The sequence below is a fragment of the Flavobacterium succinicans LMG 10402 genome, from assembly GCF_000611675.1.
GTDB lineage: Bacteria > Bacteroidota > Bacteroidia > Flavobacteriales > Flavobacteriaceae > Flavobacterium > Flavobacterium succinicans.
Map to the genome: position 1 here is coordinate 46,954 of NZ_JATV01000017.1, position 15,553 is coordinate 62,506.

General features: G+C 36.4%; 9 protein-coding genes and 1 riboswitch. Of the genes, 2 read left to right on the forward strand and 7 right to left on the reverse strand.

What is annotated here, in order from left to right:
• Nucleotides 1-110 precede the first annotated feature (110 nt).
• The 5 genes from AO58_RS0114705 to AO58_RS0114725 form a co-directional block, all read right to left on the reverse strand.
• Nucleotides 111-1,502 carry a glucoamylase family protein gene (locus AO58_RS0114705; RefSeq protein ID WP_035717892.1) on the reverse strand — a complete coding sequence of 464 codons (1,392 nt, stop codon included), beginning with the start codon at nt 1,500-1,502 and terminating at the stop codon, nt 111-113.
• 64 nt (nt 1,503-1,566) lie between these two features.
• A complete protein-coding gene (locus tag AO58_RS0114710; RefSeq protein ID WP_024982430.1) occupies nt 1,567-2,499 on the reverse strand; it encodes a LamG-like jellyroll fold domain-containing protein in 933 nt (310 codons plus the stop codon).
• A gap of 17 nt (nt 2,500-2,516) precedes the next feature.
• Nucleotides 2,517-3,971 (reverse strand): RagB/SusD family nutrient uptake outer membrane protein, encoded by a 1,455-nt coding sequence (locus AO58_RS0114715; protein WP_024982431.1) that lies wholly within the window; start codon nt 3,969-3,971, stop codon nt 2,517-2,519.
• Nucleotides 3,972-3,975: 4 nt separating this feature from the next.
• A complete protein-coding gene (locus AO58_RS0114720) occupies nt 3,976-6,975 on the reverse strand; it encodes a SusC/RagA family TonB-linked outer membrane protein (protein ID WP_024982432.1) in 3,000 nt (999 codons plus the stop codon).
• Nucleotides 6,976-7,216: 241 nt separating this feature from the next.
• Complete coding sequence (locus tag AO58_RS0114725) at nt 7,217-9,961, reverse strand: helix-turn-helix and ligand-binding sensor domain-containing protein (RefSeq protein ID WP_244530679.1); 2,745 nt, start codon at nt 9,959-9,961, stop codon at nt 7,217-7,219.
• Between the two features lie 120 nt (nt 9,962-10,081).
• Nucleotides 10,082-10,344: riboswitch (cobalamin riboswitch) on the forward strand.
• Nucleotides 10,345-10,376: 32 nt separating this feature from the next.
• Here AO58_RS0114725 and AO58_RS0114735 point away from each other — a divergent pair.
• Both AO58_RS0114735 and AO58_RS0114740 read left to right on the forward strand, forming a co-directional pair.
• Nucleotides 10,377-12,230: a TonB-dependent receptor plug domain-containing protein gene (locus tag AO58_RS0114735; RefSeq protein WP_035717906.1), complete on the forward strand. Its 1,854-nt coding sequence runs from the start codon at nt 10,377-10,379 to the stop codon at nt 12,228-12,230.
• A 4-nt stretch (nt 12,231-12,234) separates the two neighbouring features.
• The gene (locus AO58_RS0114740; protein ID WP_024982435.1) at nt 12,235-13,284 is read left to right on the forward strand and encodes a YncE family protein; all 1,050 of its coding nucleotides are present in this window, start codon (nt 12,235-12,237) and stop codon (nt 13,282-13,284) included.
• A 75-nt stretch (nt 13,285-13,359) separates the two neighbouring features.
• On the opposite strand, the gene AO58_RS0114745 is transcribed toward AO58_RS0114740, so the two are convergent.
• Entirely contained in the window at nt 13,360-13,986 is a 627-nt protein-coding gene (locus AO58_RS0114745; RefSeq protein ID WP_024982436.1) for an N-acetylmuramoyl-L-alanine amidase family protein, read from the reverse strand.
• Between the two features lie 96 nt (nt 13,987-14,082).
• The gene (locus AO58_RS0114750) at nt 14,083-15,531 is read right to left on the reverse strand and encodes a GFO_1087 family putative carboxy terminal peptidase (RefSeq protein ID WP_024982437.1); all 1,449 of its coding nucleotides are present in this window, start codon (nt 15,529-15,531) and stop codon (nt 14,083-14,085) included.
• Nucleotides 15,532-15,553 lie beyond the last annotated feature (22 nt).

Sequence of the window (15,553 nt, forward strand, 5' to 3'; positions counted from 1 at the left end):
GATTCTATGTTCTTTTGAAATCTCAAAAGAAGGGTAAAATTTGTACCAGAATTAGGCTTGTTAAGGCTCAATTCTGGTACAATTGATAATTCATTTAACCGAAATACGGCTTATCGAATTCCGTATTTTGGGGATTCAAATCCTAATTTAGTCAAGCCGGCTTTTACTTCGGGGGCGTTCATAAATAGTTTCCATAACAATCCAGATCTATAATTTTCGATCATAGGAGCGATGGTTCCTTGGTCGATGGCCAAATAGCGAGGCGTTACCCAATTGTAATGCGGTGAAAAGGCATCGTAAGGACCAGCGATTCCGACATATTTTGCTTTATTTTCATCGTATACATAGCGTAAAAATTTCATAGATTCTACGGGAGTAAACGGGAACGAAGACAAGGCAGCCGTTGGTGTAATTACTCCGTTATCGTTTTTAGGTTCATGGGCGGTGTAGCCTGTGGTGCCATCAGGATTACGGGTGTAACTTGCTGTTAATCCCCAACATTTGTCAGAGTAATCTTTAAAGTTTTTAGGATTGTCTTGACTGTATTTCACCATGATTTTGGCGTGATTTTGCGTCAAAGTGCCATAGTCGGCATATTGGTCTTTCAATTGGTTTGGATCTAATCCTAAATAGGAATAATGCGACCAAAACATTGGGCCCACATGACCCGCTGAACCGTTATAGCTCAACACGACAGGTAAGCCGTATTGCGAACCACCGTGTTTGATACCGCCATTTCGAGCCCAACCTTCGGTATAGGCTTTGTTGGGAATAGTATGCGTTGGAGATGCAGCAGCCATGATATAGGTGATGAAACATTCGTTGTATCCTTCCAATTTAAAATTCATGTCCCAACCGTAGTTAGGTGACCAGTGCCAATACAAGGCGTTTTCACCTTTGGTGTACCAATCCCATTCTACACCTTTCCAAAGTTCGTCAGCTTTTTTAGCCAAGGCTTTTTCGGTAGCGTTTCCGTTTTTGAAATATTCTCTAATGGTGATTAAAGCCTGGCAAACAAAAGAAGTTTCTACTAAATCTCCTCCGTTGTCTTTGGTGCCAAAAGGAATCACTTTACCATCTTTATTATTCATCCAATGGGGCCAAGCTCCATGAAAACGATCGGCTTTTTCCAAAAAGTTTAAGGAAGTAGTTAGTCTTGCAACAGCTTCACCTCTTGGTAAAAAACCACGGTCTATTCCAACAATTAGCGTCATTAACCCAAAACCAGAGCCACCTGTTGTAATAATGTTAGCATCGAAATTTGGGTCGTCCGTAATATAGCGTTCTCTTGCCAATTTTGAGATCGGATCGGCATAGTCCCAGAAGTATTTGATGGCGTCTTTTTGAACCAAATCGAGTAACTCATTGTCGGTCAAAACGGCTTCTGGTGGAGTAGGTAGTGGGCTACCTTCTCCTTTGTTGTTGTTGTTGTTGTCAGAGGTGCATTTAGTACAAGCACTGACCGTCACAGCTATTAATAATATATACCAGTATTTTTTCATCTTCATTTATTTTATGATTTGATACCCATCAGAGAGAAGTATTCTGATGGGTACTAAATCCTTATTATCGATTGTCTTTTTCTAGTTTGAATAAAGCAGACACTTCATTGTCGGTTAGTGCCGAGTCATACATCCTAAATTCATCCATCAAGCCAGCAAAACTTGTTGCCCAAGGTTGGTCAGAACCGTTATTTAAAGGTGGAGTGGTTTCAAATTGATGCGTTCCAAATACTACCTTTCCATTGGTGCCTACCATTTCGAAATTGCCATATTTTGGGGCATTGTTCGGATTGTCAGGACCACCAGGATTGTTGGCATAACATAGTTTAGCTAAAACGACAGCACCATTTAGGTAACCAGAAATAGTGCTTGTTGTTGCGTTATATGAAAGCACTACATGAATCCATTTGTTTAAACTATCATCAATATTCATGATAATACTTTGTCCTCTCCATACTACACCAGCTCTTCCATTTTGAATGTCGAGTTTTAGTCTCAATCTATTTGGGAAGTTTTTATCTGGATTTTCCAAAAAGACATTTAGTCCCCCCCAAAACTCGGTAGGTCGTACAATAGAGAACAAGCCTTGTGCCCCTTTTCCTTGTCCAGGACTACCTGCATCAGGCACGGTGTTGGCGGTGTTTAGCCAAAATGAGATCGTATGGTTGTTAACACTAGTAATTTTAGATGTACCAGTACCTATGGCATATCGAGCTTCTGTACTCGATCCTTTATAGGCATTACCTTTGATTCCTTTAGTGAAGTTTACTTTTGTGCCTTCTACATTCGAAATATTATTTTTACTATCGTTTAAGTTTCCATCAAAACTAAATTTAGCCACTAAATGATCTTTGGCGATATCGTCTGAATTTTCATATCCACCTACCGGTACGTAGGGAATAGGACTATTTACTTTGTCGATACTATCTTCGCAACCCAAAAGAAAAAGCGAGGCAATAGCAGCAGTTACTAATGAAATTGGTTTTATGTTTTTCATTTTGATTATTTTAAAAGTTAGTAGTTAGGATTTTGGGTAGTAATACCACCACTTTGGCGGATAAAATCAAATGGGATTGGGAATACTTCATGTTTGCCTTTGACAAAAGTTTTCCCTTGTTTAGCAAATGCGCTTTCTGCTTGTCCTGTTCTCACTAGGTCAAAATAACGATCGTGTTCAAAGGCTAATTCTACGCGTCTTTCTTTCCAAATAGCTTGCTTCACTTCGCTTTGTGAAAGCGCAGTAGTGTTGGCTAAACCTGCACGGTTTCTAATTTGGTTCAATAAAGGAATGGCTGCACTTGTTTGTCCTAATTCGTTCAATGCTTCTGCTTTCATTAAGAGTACTTCTGCATAACGCATGTACTTGATGTTGGTGTCAGAATGGTCAGCATCAGTAAATTTAGAGGAATAAGCTTTTAAATTATAGGCAGCATTTTCAACCGTATTTGGAACTACTCTGCCATCGTATAAGGTTGTACCTCTAAAAATAATAGTTCCCTCTTTACGGACATCACCAGGCTCATAAGCATCTATCAGACTTTGTGAAGGTGTGTTGAAGCCCCATCCCCAACCTCCGGCACCACGAGCACCTTGAACTTGGGAATATTGTTGAATTCCTTTTGCTGGAATTTCTCCCACTCCTTGAATTTCATAAATGGATTCCGCATCGTTTTCTCCTTCTATGCGAAACATTTTAGCGTAATCAGGGCTTAAGGAATAACCAGTCACTGCATTACAGTGGTCTACCACATTTTGCCATTTTTGTTGGTACAAACTTACTTTGGCTAATAAGGCATGTGCTGCACCTTTTGAAGCTCTTGCTTTTTCACTGCTTGGATAAGCAGATCTATCTGGTAAGGCTGCTATAGCATCTTTCAAATCATTTTCGATAAAAGCATACACTTCAGTGGCACTTTTACGAGTCAAAAGCATTAATTTATCTTCTTCAGAAGAAGGATTGGGTAATCGATCCACGATAGGTACTCCACCAAAGGTTTTAACAAGGGTAAAATACATCATGGCGCGTAGATACTTCGCTTCGCCAATTAATCGGTTACGAAGTCCTTCATCTGCTTTTGTTAGTTTAGGAAGGATATTCAAGGCTTGATTTGCTCTGTTGATTCCGACATAATTAGCATTAAAAACATCTCGTACCGATGGAATAGAAGAGTTAAACGTTAATGCATCTAATAGGTCTTTATCCGATCCTGTGTCGCCAGGAGACGATCCTTTGTCTGCATCATCAGAAGCGATACTCGTAAGGCCGATCCATTGGAAAGAAGACATGTCGTAGTCTAAAAATTTACTATAAATAGCCGTTACAAAAGATTTGGCACCTTCGTTGTTGTTGAACAATTCAATATCATCTGTAGAAATAGATTCGTTTTGATCTACGTCTAGAAAATCATTAGCACATCCCGCAAAAAGGAAAACGGATAGTGAAAACAGGGATATATATATCTTTTTCATTGTATTAAAATTTAATGTTAGCTCCAATAATAAAGGATCTTGTAGTAGGATAAGCATCTAATTCGATACCTTGAGAACCATAAGGATCACCATTACCATTCAATTCAGGAGAGAATCCAGAGTATTTTTGGAAAATAAAAGGGTTGATGACATTGACATACAAACGACAAGCGCTAATTAGCTTGTTATCCATTTGAAGTTTATAGCCCAATGAAATATTATTGATTCTAAAGAAATCTCCCGATTCTAAGTAATACGTTGAAGCTACAGGTACTTGATTGAATGGACCTACCGAGCTTCCTCCCGGGTTATTTGGCGTCCAAAAGTTGTTAGCTAATGATTCTTCGATATTCTCACCAGCAAAACGTTGTGCTTTTTTTCCGTTGTAGACTTTACTACCAGCGGTTCCGTATCCATCCACAGAGAAGTCCCAGTTTTTGTAGGCAACTCCTAATGATAAACCAAAATTTGAGGTAGGCAATACAGATCCTACGTATTTTTTGTCGGTTTCAGCTAAGGCATCTTGTTTTACTTTTTCCCCTTTGGCATTGAAATATTGCATTTTACCATCTGCAGGATCAAAACCTGCATATTCATACATAAAAAAGCTTCCTAATGACTGACCAATTGAAGTATTGTCTAATAGTTTGGTGTTTTGTCCATTACCTAAACCTCCTCCTACTATTGGAGAAAGCTGCACATCTTTTAATCCTTGCAATTTGTTTTTGTTGTACGAATAATTAGCTCCTACCCAGTACGAAAGATCATCGGTTATTTTATCGTCCCAACGTAACGAAAGTTCTAGTCCTTTGTTAGATACTTCACCAACATGCGCTGGAGAGGCTTGATTAATTCCAGAAGTTGCATACGGTTTGGTGTTCAAAATGACATTGGTTGTCGTTTTATCATACACATCAAAAGTACCTTTTAATCGGTTGTCCAGCATTTCGATATCTATACCAAGAGAACCTTCTTGAGTGATTTCCCATGATAAGCTTGGGTCAATTTGAGAAGCAATAGTAGTTCCTTCATAAAGGATTGAACCTCCTAAATAAGAATTCAATCCAGAGGTATACCCTTGACGGTTCAAAGGCACACTTTGATTACCTAATTTACCCCAACCCCCTCTTAATTTCAATACATTGATTGCGGTTACATTGGCCATAAAGTCTTCTTTTGAAATTACCCATCCTAATCCAAAGGCTGGAAAGGTACCCCAACGATAGTCTTTAGAAAAATTGGAAGATCCGTCACGACGTAGCGTTCCTGTAAACAAATATTTGTCCATTAATTTGTATTGGAAACGTCCAAAATAAGAAGCTAAACGTGTTTGGTTGAACATTTCATCTTTGTAACTAATTACATTGGCAGCATTTTCAACGCCTGCTAATCCCCAATAATTTTCGTTTGGGTTTACATTTTTTCTAGCAATTGTTAGTCGTTCTCTGTTTCCTCTCACAGAAGCTTCCATACCTGCGGTTATTTCTAGATCGTGAATATCTGCAAACTTTTTGTTAAATGTAAGGTAGTTCATAAGGTTCCAATTGAAGTATTGCTCTCTTCCTCTAGTCAACACATTATTGAAATTACTAGTAGGGTAGGCTTCAGGAACACGTGTAGGATCTGCGGCTAACCAAATGTTTTTTCTATCCTCAAAATTATAGTTCTTCCAAGTATAAAATTCTCCGTTGAATTGAGAGGTGAATTTTAAAGGTTTGGCAATTTCGTAGTCTAATTTCAATCCCCCTTGAAGCATGACACTTCGTTGTTGTTCATTAAAAAAGTCCAATTGTGCTACTGGATTGCCTACGTTATTAAAGGAGGATCCTGATGGGGAAGCAAAACCATTCGCTCCCACAAATGACACCCCATATTGACCATTCGGGAAACGAACCGGAACGATAGGCGATTGTTTGTAAGCGCTAGTAAAGGCACTTAAGGGTTTAGGTGCTGAATTAGCCGAGGTAAAACTGAAATTTTGGTTTAAGGTCAGTTTTTTAGAAATTTTATACTCATTATTGTTTCTAAAAGTAGTTCTGCTGTAATCTAATCCATTCAAAATACCTTTTTCCTCATAGTGACCCGCACTAAAGAAATATTTAACATTCTCGGATGACCCTAAAACAGAAAGGTTGTTTTGGGAATAAATTCCTGTTCTTGTAATTTCGTCAAACCAATCGGTGTTCACTGGTTGATCTTGAGAAAAAGTAGTGTTTTGTAAGGCGGCATTGGAATAGTGTGCATACTTATTGGAACCCGCCATTTTTACTTTTTTAAGGGTGTTTCTAAATCCTGTAAAGTGTTCAAGCTCTACCGATACCTTGTCACCTTTCCCTTTTTTGGTGGAAATGATAATTACCCCATTAGCGGCTCTTGTTCCGTAAATTGCCAAAGAAGAGGCGTCTTTTAAGATTTCATACGAAGTAATATCATTAGCATTGATGTTGGTAATGTTATCCGTTGGCATTCCATCTACCACATACAAGGGATTTCTTCCTCCCAAGGCGGTACCCAAACCTCTAATCAATACCGTTGGTGCGCTACCAGGTACATCTGAAGCGATTACTTGAACACCGGCTGCTTTACCTTGAATGGCTTGTGAGGCATTCAACACTTTAACTTTGGTGATTTCTTCTGCTTTTATAGATGAAATAGAAGTGGTATTGTCAATTTTCTTTCGAGATCCGTACCCAATGATGACTACGTCTTTCAAAAGGGTATCATCAGATTCGATTAGTGTTATTTTCATAAAAGCGGCAGTGGCTTTTATGCTTGCGGCTGTAAAACCTAGCATGGAGACTTTTAGTAGTTCTCCCTCCTTTGCTTTGATTTCAAAACCACCATCAAAATCAGCTTCTGCTGAAGTATTTGAAGAGGTGGCAATAATTATTGCTCCCGGTATTCCTAGCCCTTGATTGTCTAGGACTTGTCCTTTTATAGTCTGTGCATAAAAATATGCAGGAGCTAAAAGGAAAAGTAATACAGTTAAATAAAGATTTCTCATAACATTATAATTAGATAAAGTTGTTGAGCAAAATTAGTTAATTACAACGTTGTAGTTGAGGTGTGTGAGTACTACATAACTACATCAATCGAGTTTTTTTAAATGTAAAAATTCTGTAAATCAGAAATTTAAAAGGTTTTTTTGCGAAATTATACAAAGTGATGATGTAGTAATGATGTAGTGTGTTGAAGTAGGATTTATAGTATTTAACTAATTATCGGTATGTGATAAAGAAGACGGTTTATATTGTTAGTAAGAATTTAGTTAAATTTTCTTCCTGTTTTAATTCCAATTTCTTTCTTAATCTATAACGATGTAATTCGACTCCTCTAAAAGAAATGTTCATCATCGGAGCAATTTCTTTAGAAGAAAGGTTCATTTTAAGATAAATGCATAACCTTATATCTTTTGGAGTCAAATTTGGGAACGAAGTACTCAAGGTGGCAATGAACTCTTTGTGAATTTGATTCAAGTTGGTTTCAAAAGTTTCCCATTCATGTTTGTTAACCGCATTGATTTTAATCACTTTTCGAATATCACTCTTTAGTTTACTGATATCTGAATCTGATTCCAAGATGGTTTGTATGCTATCCATCATTTCGGTTTGTTTGGCAATAGAAAGCGATTTGCCAGCTACTTCAGAAGATTTAGTTTGCAATTCTAGTTCTAGTATGTGTTTTTCATATGATTGAATCTGCAAATCATTTTGCACTTTCAACTCCATTTGTTTTAACTCGTTTTGATGTTTAAATTCTTCTTCTTTTAATTTCATTATTTGGACGTAGCGAAGTTTGTTCCATTTATAATATAAGAAAAGAATGCCTCCTAAGGCCAATAAGTAAAGGAGGATCATCCAAATTGAAAAATACCAAGGTTGTCTCACAGCAAAAGAAAAGCTTTTGACTTTGTTGTAGTGTATGCCGTCATAATGGTGAATCGTAAGGGAGTGAGATCCTGTACTCAAATTATTTAACCTAATGATACCAGTTCTCAAAGGAGTAAATCGGTTTAATCCGTCTAATTTGTAAAATAAATTGGGTTTGTTTATGCCAAAAACACCAGAAACCACCTGTATTTTTAATTCAGAATCATGGTCAATTTTAGCCCCATCTTTGACAATTGTTGTGTTATTATATGCCTCAATTTCTGGGATCTCATGAGGTCTGTTTTTAAAATCAAACTCCAATGAAATAAAGCCATCGTCTAAATTTAGCAAGTACTTGTTTTGCGTTTTAAAAATTTTCAACTGATTATTGATCAATTTTCCTTTGTAGTATTTTTCAGGAATAAGGTTCCATTGGAATCGATTTCCTTTGGATCGAATATGATACAACAATTCACCACTGATGACTAAAAATTGTTGATCATCTATAGGTATGATGTCTGAAATATTTTTAAAGTTATATTGAAACCAATCGTTAACTTCTAAGGTATTGGTCAAAGAGTTGAAAACATACCACGAGTTATTGATCAAAAAGAGGAGTTGGTTTCTAAATTCAAAGAGTTTAACTCCAAAATCGTTTTTAATCTGCGAATTTTGGGTAATATTCTCTATTTTTTGGGTTTGATACTTCTCATCAAGAGTTACTCGGTACAATCCGCGATAATTATCTGCGGCCCAAATTTCGTTTTTACGAATTTGAGCTACATATTTTATGGGCTTTATTAATTTTAGAATAGCACTACTTTCCTTAAAATTATTCGTATTGGGATACACCCTGATGCCTGCATAGCTAGCTTGCAGGTAAGTCGAATTGATACTGCTTTTAACAAAATTCCAACCACCTGCAACTTGATTAATTAGGGATAATCCACTCGAAGTGTCATAAAAAAAAGTGCCGTCGTTATGTCCGATAATATAGCCAGAAGGTACGGCCGTTATGTTCCAAGCTTGTCTTTCGGTATTGGGAAGTTGCGTGAGTTTGTTTTGCTCGAATTCAAACAATCCATGGTTAGAAGCTAATAAATATTTTGAATTGGTAGTTTTTGTTACCGCATATACCGATCCTAAAACGCCTGAATTATCATTTAAAATAGCAACAGGCGAATTGGTTTCTATGTGAGAAATTCCATTGTCTAATCCTAGCCACAAATCTTTCTCTTTGTCCACAAAAACACTCAAGACTGTGTTGTTCAATAAGGTGTTTTTGCGATTGATATTTTGATACGTGCCATTTGTAAAATCATAAAGATACAATCCGTTTGAACCAGAACAGATAATCATTTTTTCTGGGGACAGCATTTTCGCTTTATTGATGTTTACCTTTTTTAAAACGGAATTTAAAGGAGAAGACCATGCTTTTAATTGGTTGTTTTCAGTAACAAAAACCCCGTTTTTTTGAGTAAAAACAAACCATTGTTTACCTCTTTTTTGTAAGCCGTGAATGACATTGTTTTGGAGTGCCTCCCAGCCCGGAATAGGTTGCAGTTTTTGACCCACTAATTTAAAAATTCCTTGCTCCACCGAGGCGACATAAATAGCGTTATCCACAAGAAAACAATACGATATTAAATACGGAAAATTTATTTTTTGAATGTTTCCGTTTTCATAAATGTATAAGTTGTTGAACGATTGAAAATAGAGTTGATTTTTGAGTTTGAAAATTTTCCAAACTTCTTCATTTTCTTTCTCATTAAAAACATTTTTACCTTTGGAAATAGAATAATACGTCATTTTTCCATCCTTTCGTTTCCAATATCCAAATTCTTTGTAGGACCCAGAATAGATGCGATCCTGATCTGCAAAAACCGAACGAATTACTGTTTTGTTGGGTAAATAGTATTTCTCCCAAACCACTCCATTGTATCGTAACAAATATTGGTTGTTGGCAAAATAGAGTGCGTTGTCTAGGCCTTGTGTTACATCCCACACTTGATTGTCACCTTTGTAACTTGACTTATCATATTTTTCGACAAAAGGGAGTAATTCTTGGGAGGAAGTGGTCAAAGTAGTTAAAAACAAGAAAAGGGAAACTATTTTTTTCAAAACGATATTTTTTGTATCAAATTTAATAGGTTTTTGTCAAAATCATTAATTTTTAGGTCAATTTTACAATTTGAACTTTTATTTTGAGAATAGCTATAGGACGATACTTTTTTAATTCTATATTTGCATCCGAATTGAGGTTGCGTTTTACTGTTTTTAGAAAACGCATTAAAAGGGAATTAGGTTCAAAACCTAAGCTGTACCCGCAACTGTAAGCTATCAAGCTTGTTGTTATCTACAAAGCCACTGTTTTTAAAGTGGGAAATTAGAAATTAGAAATATGAAGTATAGCTTCTGACCTCTAACTTCTAACTTCTACCTTGGAATGGGAAGGTCAACAACAAGACGCAAGCCAGGAGACCTGCCTTTTTTCTTAACCAATAGCGGACTTTCGGGAAAAAAGGTTCAGGAAATTATGATACATTTAAAATCTTTTCTTTGTTTTTGCCTGCTGGCAAGTCAACTGACTTTTGCTCAGAATGATTCGATTACTCGCTTGAAAGAGGTCATCATTGCTGATGCGAAGCTGCGCAAATTCTCAAGTTCTCAAACAATTTTGAGTTTGAACGATGCTGTTTTGTCTAAAAATAGCGCGTTGTTGACCAATTTACTCAATTACAATTCGGTTTTATATTTTAAAGAATACGGTCGTGGTATGTTGTCGACGGTGGCTTTTAGGGGAACAACTGCGTCGCAAACGGCTGTGATTTGGAACGGTCTCAATATCAATTCTCAAATGAATGGGAGTACAGACTTCAACACTTTGTCTGGAATGGATTACAGTACTATTGCGGTTAAAGGTGGTGGCGGTAGTGTGATTTATGGCAGTGGAGCTATTGGAGGAACGGTACATTTGAACAACGACTTAAAGTTTGATGACTCATTTTCTAATCAATTGCGATTGGATTACGGGAGTTTTTCTACGCAAAATCTCAATTATAGTAGTCATTTTTCTAATACAAAATGGTCGGCTCAAATAGGTATTTCTCGAAACTATTCTGATAACGATTATGATTATCCTGATAGTTTTGATTGGAAAGGCAATCAACGGTTCAATGAAAACGGGGAATATGAAATTATTGGTTTCAATACAGCCATTGGTTTTAAAATTTCGAATCGTCACATGTTGAAGTTTTACAGCCAATCTTCGAATACCGATAGGAATATTTCCTTGATCTTGCCCTCTGAATCTCGTACGAAATATAAGAATGATTTTAGTAGAAATTTATTAGAATATGAAGCCAAATCAGGGCTTTGGGTGACTAATTTGAAGGCCGCTTATCTTGCCGAAAACTATCAATATTTCCCCGACAATACGCTAAATCAATTCACTTATGGCGGTACCAATATGCTGATCGCCAAAGCCGATTTGAGTTATCAAGCGAGTCGTTCTATTCTTCTAAATTCTATCGTAGAATACAATAAAACCAAAGGTAAAGGTTCAGGATTTGGATATCATGAACGTGAAATTACTGGTGTTTCATTTTTGGTCAAACAAGAAGTTTCGTCCCAATGGCAAAATGAATTGGGGATTCGTAAGGAGTTTACCAGCAATTACAAATCGCCTGTTCTTTTTTCGGCAGGAAGTGCTTTGCGCATTGCACCTTGGTACCAATTGAAAGTCAATGTTTCGCACAATTTCCGAATTCCTACCTACAATGATTTGTATTGGGAAGAAGGTGGGAACCCCAATTTAAAACCCGAAAGTGCGTACCAAGGCGAACTGGCCAATGTTATTACTTATAAAGATATTAGCTTGACGCAAACAGCCTATTACAATAAAATTAAAGATTTGTTGCGTTGGGTTCCGGGGAATAATGGTATTTGGTCTCCTCAAAATACAGATCGCGTAGCTGCTTATGGCATAGAAACCTTGTTGGCTTGGAAACAACAATTTGGGAAAAGTATTTGGCAAATCAATGGGACGTATGCTTACACTATTTCTAAAAATGAGGAAACCCAAAAGCAATTGTTTTTTGTGCCTTATCACAAAGCTACCGCTGCTTTGGCGTATAGTTATCAAAAATGGAGCGCAAATTATCAATTCTTGTATAATGGTTTTGTTTATACCCAATCCGATAACGATCCAAGTGCTATCATTCCTTCGTATTGGGTTGCTAATGTGGGTGTGGATTATGAGTTTTTTAAGCGTAATCCCATAAAAATAGGTGTTCAAGTGCTTAATCTATGGAATGAAAAATATGAAAGTCTGGAAAATAGAATCATGCCCGGACGCAATTTTAATTTGTATCTAATCTTTAAATTTTAATATAATGAAGTTAACTAGAGTTTTATTTGTGACCTTTACTTTTGCCTTTTTGGCGTCTTGTAGTAATGATGATACCAACGAAAATGTATCCAAAGGGAATTATGATAATGGTGTGTTTATTTTAAATGAAGGTAATTCTTCAGGAGGATCTGTTTCGTTTTTAGGAGACGATTTGAGTAGTTTTAAGCAAGATGTGTACGGTGCTGAAAATCCAGGTGACTTACCAGGTAAGTATTTACAAAACATCTTTTTTGATGGCGATAAAGCGTATATCATTGCTGGTGGCTCTAACGTGATTAATGTGGTGAATCGTTATTCTTTTAAACTGATTACAAAAATAGAAGCTGGTTTTGTGAATCCAAGATACGGAGTAGTTAGAAATGGAAAAGCATATGTAACCAATGCGAATGCCTATGGAGGAACATCGGGCAATACAGACGATTTTGTTGCTGTTATCGATTTGGCCACGAATAAAGTGGAGTCTAAAATTAACTTGAATGCTACGGCCAATCGTATTGTTGTAGATGGCGATAAGTTGTACATCACAGAACCCTATAATAGCGACAAAGTTTTGGTAGTAAATACAGTAACTAAAGCTTTAGAAACACCAATAACTGTTGGGTCAAGCGCCAATACAATGGAAGTGAAAAACGGTGTTTTATATGTGTTAGCTTCTCCTTACGGAAGTGCAAGCAAAATTGTAAAAGTGAAATTATCGGATAAATCGGTTACTGAAGTGGTGTTTCCAACGACTTTGACCGATGCAGGAAATTTGGATATTTATGGTTCTAAAATCTATTTTACAAAAGATACAGGCGTGTATAGTATGGACATCACGGCTGCACAACCTTCTGATAAACCTATTTTTAAGTACTCATCGACTTCACAATATGGAGTAATGTATGGTTTTGCGGTAGAGAATGATAAAATTTTCATTGCTGATGGAGGCGATTTCGCTTCGAATAGTAAGGCTTATGTGTATTCATTAACTGGAACTTTACAAAAAGAATTAGTAGTAGGAGTAGGGCCAAACGGATTCTATTTTAATAACTAAAAGGTGTAACTTAAAAATAAAAAAGGCGTTTTCGCAAATGAAAACGCCTTTTTTTGTTTGGAATAATTGTTGTTTTTATTTTAGAGTTGAAACCACATCTAAAACGGCATTCGCAATCTTAGTTTGTTCTACTTTATCGGTCAGGGTGCGTTTGTCATTTTCATTAGTCAAATAACCTAATTCAATCAAAACACCAGGAACTGTAGCTTTCTTTAACACCATAAAAGGAGCGTTTTTTATGATAGTATTGCCTTTTAAAGCGGTTTGCTGTGTCAATCTTGCGTTAAGTTGTGTTGCAATTTCTTTAGATTGTTGAGCCGTGGCAGGATTTTGTTCGTTGATAAAAAATTCCAATCCAGATTTTTGACTTGTAGCGTTAGCATTAACATGCAATGAAATGAATAAATCAGGTTGTATGCTATTGATAAGAGCTGCACGAGAATGCAACTCCACGAATTCGTCCTCATTTCTAGTAAAATGTAAAACAATAGCTTGATTGGTATTCTGTTCTTTGATTTTATTAGCAATTTGAGCAACGATTTCTTTCTCGATAGCAGCGTCATTTTTTGCGCCAAAATCATGTCCGCCATGACCAGCATCGATAACTACGTGGATGGTTTTAGAAGGTTTAAATGCAGGCGAAATAAATGCTAAGGAAGCACAAGCTAAAAAGCCAATACCAATTTTTGAATACAATTTCATACTATAATGTTTTAAAAGTTACTAATGAAGTTTTAAAAAGCATTGCTTTTCAGAGATGTATTTATAACGCTATATTTTATGATTTTAGTATAATTACTATAAAGATTGTAATAATCCTTCAGGAATCGTTTCTAAATACATGTCGTTTCTAAAGCCTTTGATAGATTTTGAATCTTTGAAATATTCAAATGTTTTGCCTTTTGTTGTAGGAACACCTTTGGCAGTACCTGTAATTTTTCCGATGGCTAATTTTAATAAGGGTTCATCCACATCACCCAAAACACCAAAAGTACTGATGGTTTCTTTGAGTTCAAAAGTAGGCGTCAAACCACTTTGATAATCGCCAAATCCGTTCGCATTTACAATTTTAAGTACCAACGGTTGCATAGCGTATTTATGGGATTTGTTTACGTTTTCTTTTTCAAAAGTTGGAGAATCATACAGCGTGATGGAACCCACATTTTTACCTGTCGTCACATCTCCAATTTGAACCACATCGATAAAAGGCTTTAAACCATTAATCACCAATTCACTTGCTGAAGCGGTACTTTTTGTCGTTAGTACATAGATTTTTTTTAATTTTAAACTATTGATTGGGGTAGAGCCAATTTTATCCGTGAAAAAGTTTTTCAATGCTTCAGGATTATTGGTGTTAAAATAAGCTTCTATCTTTTCGTTCCATTGTTGTTTGGCAAACACTTTCCCTGTTAAGTCTCCTGTAATCATGCTTGCTAAACGCGTAGCTGTTTGTACTGATCCTCCTCCGTTGTAGCGCAAATCCAGTACTAATTCGGTAACACCTGCCGATTTTAAACTTCCAAAAGCGTCGTTGAGTTGGGTGTCATAATTAGCAAAAAAGCCATTGTACATCAAATACCCTATTTTTTTTCCTCCTGTTTCTATTACTTTATTGATTAAAATCGGATTTTCATTCAAAGTGGTTTTCGTTAAAGCAACTGATTTGCCATTACTAACAATAGTAGTTCCATTATAATCTGCTAAATTCAAAGTATAACTTTCGGCATTTAACAATAAAGTTTGATAGTTGCTTACTGTTAATTGCGTTCCATTAACTCCTGTAAACATATCACCACGTTTAATGGCTTTGGTAGCAGCATCGGATCCTGGAATGATATAACGAACATATCCAAAAATTTCGGTGGTACTTCCAGGTTTATAACTTAAACCAAAATCAACACCATCATTTTTGGTAGTACCTTGAAAGGATTGTTCTAAAGCTTCGTAATCATCCACAATCCAGCTGAAACGGTCCGTATTTTTGTCTACACGCAAGGCCTCAAATAAGCTTTCCGGAGTGCTGTATCCGCTTAGGAAGGTGTTTAACTCGGCTTGATTTTTAAATTTGTTGTCCGCTAAATTAGGAACGCTACTTTGCCACAAATAATATTGGTTCATGCCTTTCCATATAAAGTTCTGAATTTCCAGACCTTTGGGTGCAGCGATATCGTCATCATCTTTTTGACAGCTCTGAAAAAGGAAAAGGCTTGTAACTAAAAGCAGGACAATTTTATAGGTTGTTTTCATATTGAGGTTAGGTCTATTTAGT

Excerpts from the sequence above, each read along its gene's own strand:
- AO58_RS0114705 (WP_035717892.1), bottom strand. The coding sequence starts at position 1,502 with ATGAAAAAATACTGGTATATATTATTAATAGCTGTGACGGTCAGTGCT.
- AO58_RS0114710 (WP_024982430.1), bottom strand. The coding sequence starts at position 2,499 with ATGAAAAACATAAAACCAATTTCATTAGTAACTGCTGCTATTGCCTCG.
- AO58_RS0114715 (WP_024982431.1), bottom strand. The coding sequence starts at position 3,971 with ATGAAAAAGATATATATATCCCTGTTTTCACTATCCGTTTTCCTTTTT.
- AO58_RS0114720 (WP_024982432.1), bottom strand. The coding sequence starts at position 6,975 with ATGAGAAATCTTTATTTAACTGTATTACTTTTCCTTTTAGCTCCTGCA.
- AO58_RS0114735 (WP_035717906.1), top strand. The coding sequence starts at position 10,377 with ATGATACATTTAAAATCTTTTCTTTGTTTTTGCCTGCTGGCAAGTCAA.
- AO58_RS0114740 (WP_024982435.1), top strand. The coding sequence starts at position 12,235 with ATGAAGTTAACTAGAGTTTTATTTGTGACCTTTACTTTTGCCTTTTTG.
- AO58_RS0114745 (WP_024982436.1), bottom strand. The coding sequence starts at position 13,986 with ATGAAATTGTATTCAAAAATTGGTATTGGCTTTTTAGCTTGTGCTTCC.
- AO58_RS0114750 (WP_024982437.1), bottom strand. The coding sequence starts at position 15,531 with ATGAAAACAACCTATAAAATTGTCCTGCTTTTAGTTACAAGCCTTTTC.